Source organism: Pseudomonas sp. St29 (assembly GCF_001547915.1).
Classification (GTDB): Bacteria; Pseudomonadota; Gammaproteobacteria; order Pseudomonadales; family Pseudomonadaceae; genus Aquipseudomonas.
Window position 1 is genome coordinate 445,214 of record NZ_AP014628.1, and the last position, 10,236, is coordinate 455,449.

At 64.4% G+C, this 10,236-nt stretch carries 9 protein-coding genes; all 9 read left to right on the forward strand.

Translation table 11 applies throughout. The features are described from left to right. Window positions 1–69: 69 nt before the first annotated feature. Window positions 70–921 carry an ABC transporter permease gene (locus PST29_RS02005; protein WP_016968647.1) on the forward strand — a complete coding sequence of 284 codons (852 nt, stop codon included), beginning with the start codon at window positions 70–72 and terminating at the stop codon, window positions 919–921. Continuing rightward, window positions 918–1,748, forward strand: a complete 831-nt coding sequence (locus tag PST29_RS02010; RefSeq protein ID WP_060842237.1) for a quaternary amine ABC transporter ATP-binding protein — start codon at window positions 918–920, stop codon at window positions 1,746–1,748. The genes PST29_RS02005 and PST29_RS02010 overlap by 4 nt, the downstream gene beginning before the upstream one ends. A gap of 69 nt (window positions 1,749–1,817) precedes the next feature. Next, complete coding sequence (locus PST29_RS02015; RefSeq protein ID WP_060842238.1) at window positions 1,818–3,341, forward strand: HAL/PAL/TAL family ammonia-lyase; 1,524 nt, start codon at window positions 1,818–1,820, stop codon at window positions 3,339–3,341. Between the two features lie 116 nt (window positions 3,342–3,457). Further along, window positions 3,458–4,996 (forward strand): histidine ammonia-lyase, encoded by a 1,539-nt coding sequence (gene hutH, locus PST29_RS02020; RefSeq protein WP_102862768.1) that lies wholly within the window; start codon window positions 3,458–3,460, stop codon window positions 4,994–4,996. Window positions 4,997–5,152: 156 nt separating this feature from the next. Further along, the gene (locus PST29_RS02025; RefSeq protein ID WP_060842239.1) at window positions 5,153–6,565 is read left to right on the forward strand and encodes an amino acid permease; all 1,413 of its coding nucleotides are present in this window, start codon (window positions 5,153–5,155) and stop codon (window positions 6,563–6,565) included. Between the two features lie 12 nt (window positions 6,566–6,577). Next, the gene (hutI, locus tag PST29_RS02030) at window positions 6,578–7,783 is read left to right on the forward strand and encodes an imidazolonepropionase (protein WP_060842240.1); all 1,206 of its coding nucleotides are present in this window, start codon (window positions 6,578–6,580) and stop codon (window positions 7,781–7,783) included. 10 nt (window positions 7,784–7,793) lie between these two features. Beyond that, a complete protein-coding gene (hutG, locus tag PST29_RS02035; protein ID WP_060842241.1) occupies window positions 7,794–8,594 on the forward strand; it encodes an N-formylglutamate deformylase in 801 nt (266 codons plus the stop codon). Window positions 8,595–8,809: 215 nt separating this feature from the next. Further along, window positions 8,810–9,781 (forward strand): prolyl aminopeptidase, encoded by a 972-nt coding sequence (pip, locus tag PST29_RS02040; RefSeq protein WP_060837132.1) that lies wholly within the window; start codon window positions 8,810–8,812, stop codon window positions 9,779–9,781. Beyond that, the gene (dtd, locus tag PST29_RS02045) at window positions 9,778–10,215 is read left to right on the forward strand and encodes a D-aminoacyl-tRNA deacylase (RefSeq protein WP_060837133.1); all 438 of its coding nucleotides are present in this window, start codon (window positions 9,778–9,780) and stop codon (window positions 10,213–10,215) included. The genes pip and dtd overlap by 4 nt, the downstream gene beginning before the upstream one ends. Window positions 10,216–10,236 lie beyond the last annotated feature (21 nt).

Genomic DNA, 10,236 nt, shown 5'->3' on the forward strand with positions numbered 1-10,236 from the left:
GAGCCTTTCCGGCGGTTCGCAAGCACCGCCGGAAGCCGGACCACAACCTCCTTTGATCGAGAATTTCTTATGTTTCCAGACCGCTTCACTTTTTCCATCGCCGACTGGGTCAATGGCTGGGTCGACGCCCTGGTGACCAACTACGGCGATGTGTTCCGGCATATCTCCGACACCCTGCTGTGGGCCATCGTCAACCTGGAGGGCCTGCTGCGCCTGGCGCCCTGGTGGCTGATGCTGGCGATTGTCGGCGGCATCGCCTGGCATGCGACCCGCAAGCTGCTGACCACGGCGGTGATCGTCGGCCTGCTGTTCCTGGTGGGCGCCGTCGGCCTGTGGGACAAGCTGATGCAGACCCTGGCCCTGATGCTGGTGGCCACGCTGATCTCGGTGTTGATCGGCATCCCCCTGGGGATTCTTTCGGCCCGCAGCAACCGCTTGCGCTCGGTGCTGATGCCGCTGCTGGACATCATGCAGACCATGCCCAGCTTCGTGTACCTGATCCCGGTGCTGATGCTGTTCGGCCTGGGCAAGGTGCCGGCGATCTTCGCCACGGTGATCTACGCTGCGCCGCCGCTGATCCGTCTCACCGACCTGGGGATCCGCCAGGTGGACGGCGAGGTGATGGAGGCGATCAACGCCTTTGGCGCCAACCGCTGGCAGCAGCTGTTCGGTGTGCAACTGCCTCTGGCCCTGCCGAGCATCATGGCCGGGATCAACCAGACCACCATGATGGCCCTGTCGATGGTGGTGATCGCCTCGATGATCGGCGCCCGCGGCCTGGGCGAGGACGTGCTGGTGGGCATCCAGACCCTCAACGTCGGGCGTGGCCTGGAAGCGGGATTGGCGATCGTGATTCTGGCGGTGGTGATCGACCGCATTACCCAGGCCTACGGTCGTCCACGTCATGAGGTGAGCAAATGAGCAGTGTTGCCGTGAGCAAGATCGAAGTCAGGAACGTCTTCAAGATATTCGGCAACCGCCCCTCTGATGCCTTGGCGATGATCCGCCAGGGCCAGAGCAAGGATCAGGTGCTGGCCCAGACCGGCTGCGTGGTGGGGGTCAATGACCTGTCGCTGAGCATCGGCACCGGTGAGATCTTCGTCATCATGGGCCTGTCCGGTTCCGGCAAGTCGACCCTGGTGCGCCACTTCAACCGTCTGATCGACCCCACCAGCGGCGCGATCCTGGTGGACGGCGAAGACATCCTGCAATACGACATGGAGGCCCTGCGCCAATTCCGCCGGCACAAGATCAGCATGGTGTTCCAGAGCTTCGGCCTGCTGCCCCACCGCAATGTGCAGGACAACGTCGCCTATGGCCTCAAGGTGCGTGGCGAGAGCAAGGCACTGTGCGCCGAACGGGCCCTGCACTGGATCAACACCGTGGGCCTCAAGGGCTATGAGAAGAAGTACCCGCACCAGCTGTCCGGCGGCATGCGCCAGCGGGTCGGCCTGGCCCGGGCCCTGGCCGCGGACACCGACATCATCCTCATGGATGAAGCCTTCAGCGCCCTGGACCCGCTGATTCGCGCCGAGATGCAGGACCAGTTGCTGGAGCTGCAGAAGACCCTGCACAAGACCATCGTCTTCATCACTCACGATCTGGACGAGGCCGTGCGCATCGGCAACCGCATCGCGATCCTCAAGGACGGCCGCCTGATCCAGGTGGGTACGCCGAAGGAGATCCTGCATTCGCCGGCGGACGAGTACGTCGACCGTTTCGTCCAGCGTCGTGCCGCCACCGTCTAGGAGCCGGCTGGCCGGCCAAAGGTCCGGCAAAGCGGCAGACAACCCAAGGTTTGCAAGAAGAGGTCTCCGATGTCCCAGGCTGAAAAAATCGTTATCGCCGACGCCCCCCTGGGTTGGCAGGATGTAGTCGCCGTCGCCCGTCATGGCGCGCAGCTTGAACTGTCGGCCCAGGCCTGGGCGCGTATCGACAATGCCCAGGCCATCGTCCGCCAGGTGGTGGACAGTGGCGAGCGCGCCTATGGCATCAGCACGGGGCTTGGCGCCTTGTGCAACGTGGTGCTGGCCGGTGAGCAACTCAGCCAGCTGTCGCGCAACACCTTGCTCAGCCATGCCTGCGGCGTGGGCCCGGCCTTGGCCGATGAGCAGACCCGGGCGATCCTTTGTGCCGCCATCATCAACTACAGCCATGGCAAATCCGGCATCCACCGCCAGGTGGTCGAGGCGCTGCTGGCCCTGCTCAATCGCGGCATCACCCCCCAAGTACCGTCCCAGGGCTCGGTGGGTTACCTGACCCATATGGCCCACATTGGCATCGCCTTGCTGGGCGTCGGTCAGGTCAGCTATCGCGGTCGTGTTGTCAGCGCCGAACAGGCCCTGGCCGAAGAGGGGCTGCAGCCGGTGCAACTGGGGGCCAAGGATGGCTTGTGCCTGGTCAACGGCACGCCGTGCATGACCGGCCTGAGTTGCCTGGCCCTGGCCGACGCCAGCCGCCTGCTGCAGTGGGCCGATGTGATCGGTGCCATGAGTTTCGAGGCTCAGCGCGGCCAGATCGACGCCTTCGATGCCCAGATCATTGCCCTCAAGGCGCACCCCGGCATGCAGGTGGTGGGCAGCAACCTGCGGGCCTTGCTCGACGGCAGTGAAGTCATCGCCGCCAGCCGCGGCATCCGTACCCAGGACGCCTTGAGCATCCGCTCCATTCCCCAGGTGCACGGCGCAGCCCGGGATCAACTGGCTCACGCCGCCAGGCAGGTGGAAACCGAACTCAATGCAGCTACCGACAACCCGTTGCTGCTGGGCACCCCGCAGCAGTACCGCGTGGTGTCCCAGGCCAACCCCCACGGGCAATCGGTGGCGCTGGCGGCGGACCTGCTGGCCATCGCCATGGCCGAGATCGGCGCCATTGCCGAACGTCGCCTGGACCGCTTGATCAACCCTCATGTCAGCGGCTTGCCGGCGTTCCTGGTGAGCGAGCCCGGGGTCAACTCCGGAATGATGATCGTGCAATACGTAGCGGCCTCGCTGTGTGCCCAGAACCGTCAACTGGCACAGCCGGCGGTGCTGGACAACTACGTGACCTCGGGCCTGCAGGAAGACCACCTGAGCCTGGGCACCAATGCCGCCCTGAAGCTGCATCAGGTACTGGAGAACTGCACCCAGATCCTCGCCATCGAGTACCTGCTGGCGGCCCAGGCTTTCGAATTTCTCAAGGCGCAGCGCTTCGGCACCGGCACCGGTATCGCCTGGTGCCTGTTGCGCGAGCGGGTCCCGGCTTATGACCAGGACCGTTGGCTGGCGCCGGACATTGCCAGCGCAGCGGCTCTGCTCAGGGATCCGGAGCTGCTGCACAAACGTTTTTCCAAGGTGCAATAAACCGTTTTTTCCATCACCAGCGTGCCAAGGCGTCACTCGTGCAAAACCGCGAATGACGACGGATAACGGAAGCTTCCGGAGCGACTGGTAGTTATTACAAAACTCTCAAAAGGAGCATGAATGTGACTGCGCTTAACCTGATTCCCGGCCAACTGACCCTGGCCCAACTGCGGGCCATCTATCAGCAGCCGCTGACCCTGACCCTGGATGACAGCGCCTCGGCGCAGATCGACGCCAGCGTCGCTTGTGTCGAGCAAATCCTCGCCGAGAACCGCACCGCCTACGGGATCAACACCGGTTTTGGCCTGCTGGCCTCGACCCGCATCGCCAGCGCCGACCTGGAAAACCTCCAGCGCTCCCTGGTGCTGTCCCATGCCGCCGGCGTCGGTGAGCCCATCAGCGATGACCTGGTGCGCCTGATCATGGTGCTCAAGGTCAACAGCCTGAGCCGCGGTTTCTCCGGCATCCGCCGTCAGGTGATCGATGCCCTGATCGCCCTGATCAATGCCGAGGTCTATCCGCATATCCCGCTCAAGGGCTCGGTGGGCGCTTCCGGCGACCTGGCGCCTCTGGCTCATATGTCCCTGGTGCTGCTGGGCGAGGGCAAGGCGCGCTACAAGGGCCAGTGGCTGGAAGCGACCGCGGCCCTGGAAGTCGCCGGTCTCAAGCCGCTGACCCTGGCCGCCAAGGAAGGCCTGGCGCTGCTCAACGGCACCCAGGTGTCCACCGCGTTCGCCCTGCGTGGCCTGTTCGAAGGTGAAGACCTGTTCGCCGGTGCCCTGGTGTGCGGTGGCCTCACGGTGGAAGCGGTGCTGGGTTCGCGCTCGCCGTTCGACCCACGGATTCACGCCGCTCGCGGTCAGCGCGGGCAGATTGACACCGCTGCGGCCTATCGCGCCTTGCTGGGGGACAGCACCGAGGTGTCCGCCTCGCACCAGAACTGCGACAAGGTCCAGGACCCGTACTCCCTGCGTTGCCAGCCGCAAGTGATGGGCGCCTGCCTGACTCAGTTCCGCCAGGCTGCCGAGGTGCTGGTGGTCGAAGCCAACGCGGTGTCCGATAACCCACTGGTGTTCGCTGCCGAAGGCGATGTGATTTCCGGTGGCAACTTCCACGCCGAACCCGTGGCCATGGCGGCCGACAACATGGCCCTGGCCATCGCCGAGATCGCGTCCCTGAGCGAGCGCCGTATCTCGCTGATGATGGACAAGCACATGTCCCAGCTGCCGCCGTTCCTGGTGGCCAATGGCGGGGTCAACTCCGGCTTCATGATTGCCCAGGTCACCGCTGCGGCCCTGGCCAGTGAGAACAAGGCCCTGGCCCACCCGCACTCGGTGGACAGCATTCCCACTTCCGCCAACCAGGAAGACCACGTTTCCATGGCGCCGGCCGCCGGCAAGCGCTTGTGGGAAATGGCCGAGAACACCCGCGGTGTGCTGGCCGTGGAATGGCTGGCGGCCTGTCAGGGCCTGGACCTGCGCGAAGGCCTGAAAACCTCGCCGACCCTGGAAAAAGCCCGCGCCACCCTGCGCGAGAAGGTGGCGTACTACGAGAAGGACCGTTTCTTTGCACCGGATATCAACGCGGCCAGCGAGTTGTTGGCTTCGCGCTGCCTGAATGGGCTGTTGCCAGCCCAGTTGTTGCCGAGTCTGTAATGCACGCCGGGTCACCCGATCACTCCGCGCTCGGCCGAGAGCGGTGGCCCGAGAGGGTTCGCTTCACCTGCAAGACGGGCGCGGAGCGCCCGCTGATGTCGCCCCGCGCTCCGGCGTGGGGCGCACTTGTCCGATAACAATAAAAGGGACGATGACATGCAATCGCAAGAAACAGGATTACGTCGGGGGCTGACGGCTCGCCATATTCGCTTCATGGCCCTGGGGTCGGCCATTGGCACCGGATTGTTCTACGGCTCGGCCTCCGCCATCCAGATGGCCGGCCCGGCGGTGCTGCTGGCCTACCTGATCGGTGGCGCTGCCGTGTTCATGGTGATGCGCGCCCTGGGGGAGATGGCGGTACACAACCCGGTGTCGGGCTCCTTCGGGCAGTACGCCAGTCAGTACCTGGGGCCCTTGCCGGGCTTCATCCTGGGCTGGACCTACGCCTTCGAGATGCTCATCGTCTGCCTGGCGGACGTCACGGCCTTCGGCATCTATATGGGCTTCTGGTTTCCCGAGGTGGCGCGCTGGATCTGGGTGCTGGGCATCGTCCTGCTCATCGGCGGGTTGAACCTGTGCAGCGTCAAGGTCTTCGGCGAAATGGAGTTCTGGCTGTCGCTGCTCAAGGTCGGGGCGATTATCGCCATGATCCTCGGCGGCTTCGGCATCATGCTGTTCGGCATGGGCAGCGCGCTCACTGAGCAGGCCACCGGCGCCAGCAACCTCTGGGCCCATGGCGGCTTTATGCCCAACGGCATTGGCGGGGTGATCGCCTCCTTTGCGGTGGTGATGTTCGCCTTTGGCGGCATCGAGATCATCGGTGTCACCGCCGGTGAGGCCAAGGACCCACAGCGGGTCATTCCCAAGGCGATCAACGCGGTGCCTCTGCGCATCCTGCTGTTCTACGTACTGACCCTGTTCGTGCTGATGTCGATTTTCCCCTGGCCACAGATTGGCACTCAGGGCAGCCCGTTCGTGCAGATCTTCGACAGCCTGGGTATCAGCTCGGCGGCCACCATCCTCAATATCGTGGTGATTTCGGCGGCGGTGTCGGCCATCAACAGCGACATCTTCGGTGCCGGGCGCATGATGTACGGCCTGGCCCAGCAAGGGCAGGCGCCCAGGGGCTTTGCCCAGGTGTCCAAGGCCGGCGTGCCGTGGATGACCGTGGTGGTGATGGCGGTGACCCTGTTGGGCGGCGTGGTGCTGAACTACCTGATCCCGGAAGACATCTTCCTGCTGATCGCTTCCCTGGCCACTTTCGCCACGGTCTGGGTGTGGCTGATGATTCTGCTGACCCATGTGGCCATGCGGCGCTCCATGACCGCCGAGCAAGTGGCCCGGTTGCAGTTCAAGGTGCCGTTCTGGCCTTGGGCGCCGGCGGCGGCGATTGCCTTCATGCTGTTCATCTTTGGCGTGCTGGGCTATTTCCCGAAAACCCAAGCGGCGCTGATGGTGGGCGTGGTGTGGATCGTTCTGCTGGTGGTGGCCTATCTGTTGTGGGTCAAGCCGGCGGCGGGGCAGGCTCAGCAGATTCGCGTCGATTCTTCTTTACCTACTGATCATTAACGGAGGCCTTGGATGAGAACTCTTTGGCAACACTGCAACGTCGCCAGCATGGCCCAGGGCACTTACTCGATCATCGAGGACGCGGCCATCGTGACGTCAGGGGCGCACATCGAGTGGATCGGCCGGCGCCAGCAGGCGCCGGTCGCCGATGACTACCAGGTCCAGGACCTGGGCGGCGCCTGGGTCACCCCGGGGCTGATCGATTGCCACACCCACATCGTGTTTGGCGGCAACCGCAGCGGCGAGTTCGAACAGCGCCTGCAGGGCGTGAGCTACGCGCAGATCGCCGCCGCCGGTGGCGGTATTGCCAGCACCGTGCGGGCGACCCGCGAGGCCACCGAAGAGGCGTTGTTCAGCAGCGCCCGCAAGCGGCTGCTGAGCCTGCTGCGCGATGGCGTCACCAGCGTCGAGATCAAGTCCGGCTACGGCCTGGACCTGGCCAGCGAGCGCAAGATGCTGCGGGTGATCCGCCGTCTTGGCGAGGAGTTGCCGGTCAGTGTGCGCAGCACCTGCCTGGCGGCCCATGCCCTGCCGCCGGAATACGCCGAGCGCAGCGACAACTACATCGAGCACATCTGCGCGGAAATGCTCCCGGCCCTGGCGGCTGAAGGGCTGGTGGATGCGGTGGATGCCTTCTGTGAATACCTGGCGTTCTCCCCTGAGCAGGTGGAACGGGTGTTCATCGCTGCGCAGAAGCTCGGACTGCCGGTCAAGTTGCATGCCGAGCAGCTGTCGTCCCTGCACGGATCGAGCCTGGCGGCGCGCTATCGGGCGCTGTCCGCCGATCACCTGGAGTTCATGACCGAGGACGATGCCATTGCCATGGCGGCCTCGGGAACCGTCGCGGTGCTGTTGCCGGGGGCGTTCTATTTCCTCCGGGAAACCCAACTGCCGCCGCTGGCCGCCCTGCGCAAGCATGGGGTGAAGATCGCCGTGGCCAGCGACCTCAATCCCGGCACCTCGCCGGCGCTGTCGCTGCGCTTGATGCTGAACATGGCCTGCACCTGCTTGCGCATGACCCCCGAGGAGGCGCTGGCCGGGGTGACCTTGCACGCGGCCCAGGCCCTGGGCATGGACACGACCCATGGCTCGCTGGAAGCGGGCAAGGTGGCGGACTTCGTCGCCTGGCAGATCGAGCGTCCCGCCGACCTGGCCTACTGGCTGGGCGGCGACCTGGAAAAACGTGTCGTGCGACACGGCATTGAAGTGACTGTCTAGGAGAAGGCTTGTGGATAAGGTTCTGACTTTCAAACAAGGCCGGGTGCCGCTGCTGATCAGCATGCCCCACGCCGGTACGCGCCTGACCCCGGAAGTGGCGGCCGGGTTGGTGCCCCAGGCGCAGAGCCTGCCGGATACCGACTGGCACATCCCGCGGCTGTATGAATTTGCCGAGGAGATGGGGGCCAGCACCCTGGCCGCCGAGTACTCGCGTTTCGTCATCGACTTGAACCGGCCCTCCGATGACAAGCCGCTGTACGTCGGTGCTACCACCGGTTTGTATCCGGCGACGCTGTTCGATGGCGAGCCGTTGTTCGTCGAAGGGCAGGCGCCGTCCAGTGAGGAACGGCAGCAGTACCTGCAGCAGGTCTGGGTGCCCTATCACCGCACCCTGCAGGAGGAGCTGGCGCGGCTCAAGGCCGAGTTCGGCTATGCCTTGCTGTTCGATGCCCATTCCATCCGCTCGCTGATTCCGCACCTGTTCGAGGGCAAGCTGCCGGACTTCAATCTCGGCACCTTCAATGGCGCCAGTTGCGATCCGCAACTGGCCGGTCGTCTGGAGAGCATTTGCGCGGCCCACGGCGATTACACCCACGTGCTCAACGGCCGCTTCAAGGGCGGGCACATCACCCGGCATTACGGCAACCCGGCCGCGCATATTCATGCGGTGCAACTGGAGCTGGCACAGAGTGCCTACATGGAGGAGTTCGAGCCGTTCCGCTATCGCGAGGATCTGGCGGCGCCGACCCAGGTGGTACTCAAGGCATTGCTGCAGGGGCTGCTGACCTGGGGCCAGGAGCGTTACCGCTGACAGGGCTGTCGCCAGCAAGCGCGCTCCTGGCGCCGATGCCGCCTTCCTGCCGGAGCGCGCTTGCTGGCGAAACGCTCTGCGCTACGCGTCGCTATCCCCTGAACAACCCTGTTTTCTTCAAGGACATGCTGATTGCGTGATTCGGGTTTATGATGCCGAACGGCAGAATAAATGAAGTCCCACCAGGGATGAACCCGACCTCCACGGAGCGCGTAATGCAGACTTTGTACCCGCAGATCAAACCCTATGCCCGGCACGATCTGGCCGTCGACGAGCGCCATGTGCTGTATGTCGACGAAAGCGGTTCACCGGAAGGGTTGCCGGTGGTGTTCATTCATGGCGGGCCGGGGGCCGGCTGCGATGCGTCCAGCCGCTGCTACTTCGATCCGAACCTGTACCGTATCGTCACCTTCGACCAGCGCGGTTGCGGGCGCTCCACCCCTCACGCCAGCCTGGAAAACAACACCACCTGGGACCTGGTGGCCGACCTTGAGCGGATTCGCCAGCACTTGGGCATCGACAAATGGGTGCTGTTTGGCGGCTCCTGGGGTTCGACCCTGGCCCTGGCCTACGCGCAAACCCATCCCGATCGGGTGCTGGGGCTGATCGTGCGCGGGATCTTCCTGGCCCGTCCCCAGGAAATCCAGTGGTACTACCAGTGTGGCGCCAGCCGCCTGTTCCCCGACTACTGGCAGGACTATGTGGCGCCGATTCCCCTGGAGGAGCGTCACGATCTGGTCAGCGCCTTCCACAAGCGCCTGACCGGCACCGACCAGATCGCCCAGATGCATGCGGCCAAGGCCTGGTCGGGCTGGGAAGGGCGCACCGCGACCCTGCGTCCCAATCCGTTGGTGGTGGACCGTTTCTCCGAGCCGCAGCGAGCGCTGTCGATCGCCCGGATCGAATGCCATTACTTCATCAACAATGCGTTCCTCGAACCCGACCAGCTGATCCGCGACATGGGCAAGATCGCCCATCTGCCCGGGGTCATCGTCCATGGTCGCTACGACGTGATCTGCCCGCTGGACAATGCCTGGGAGCTGCATCAGGCCTGGCCCAACAGCGAGCTGCAGGTGATTCGCGACGCCGGTCACGCCGCTTCCGAACCGGGCATCACCGATGCTCTGGTGCGTGCCACTGATCAGATGGCACGTCGCCTCCTCGATCTGCCGCCCGAAGAAGCATGAAGGGGCTGTTGCAACGCGTAACCGGCGCGCGGGTCGAGGTGGCCGGAGAAATCGTCGGTGCGGTGGACCAGGGGTTGCTGGTGCTGGTGGCGGTGGAGCCCGAGGACACTCGGGCCAGCGCCGACAAACTTCTGCATAAGCTGCTTAACTATCGGGTGTTCAGCGATGCTGAAGGCAAGATGAACCTGTCCCTGAGCGATGTGCAGGGCGGGTTGCTGCTGGTGTCGCAGTTCACCCTGGCAGCGGACACCAAGAGCGGGTTGCGCCCGAGCTTCTCCACGGCTGCGCCGCCGGCCCTTGGCGAGGCGCTTTTTGACTATCTGGTAGTGAAGGCGCAACAGTTGCATGGCAAAGTGGCATCAGGGCGTTTCGGCGCGGACATGCAGGTGCATCTGGTCAATGACGGCCCGGTAACCTTCCTGTTACAGACCTGAAAACGCCTGAAACAGCTTTTT

What these genes read in the sequence shown, in the direction of transcription:
- PST29_RS02005 (WP_016968647.1), top strand. Translation starts at nt 70, where the DNA reads ATGTTTCCAGACCGCTTCACTTTTTCCATCGCCGACTGGGTCAATGGC.
- PST29_RS02010 (WP_060842237.1), top strand. Translation starts at nt 918, where the DNA reads ATGAGCAGTGTTGCCGTGAGCAAGATCGAAGTCAGGAACGTCTTCAAG.
- PST29_RS02015 (WP_060842238.1), top strand. Translation starts at nt 1,818, where the DNA reads ATGTCCCAGGCTGAAAAAATCGTTATCGCCGACGCCCCCCTGGGTTGG.
- hutH (WP_102862768.1), top strand. Translation starts at nt 3,458, where the DNA reads ATGAATGTGACTGCGCTTAACCTGATTCCCGGCCAACTGACCCTGGCC.
- PST29_RS02025 (WP_060842239.1), top strand. Translation starts at nt 5,153, where the DNA reads ATGCAATCGCAAGAAACAGGATTACGTCGGGGGCTGACGGCTCGCCAT.
- hutI (WP_060842240.1), top strand. Translation starts at nt 6,578, where the DNA reads ATGAGAACTCTTTGGCAACACTGCAACGTCGCCAGCATGGCCCAGGGC.
- pip (WP_060837132.1), top strand. Translation starts at nt 8,810, where the DNA reads ATGCAGACTTTGTACCCGCAGATCAAACCCTATGCCCGGCACGATCTG.
- dtd (WP_060837133.1), top strand. Translation starts at nt 9,778, where the DNA reads ATGAAGGGGCTGTTGCAACGCGTAACCGGCGCGCGGGTCGAGGTGGCC.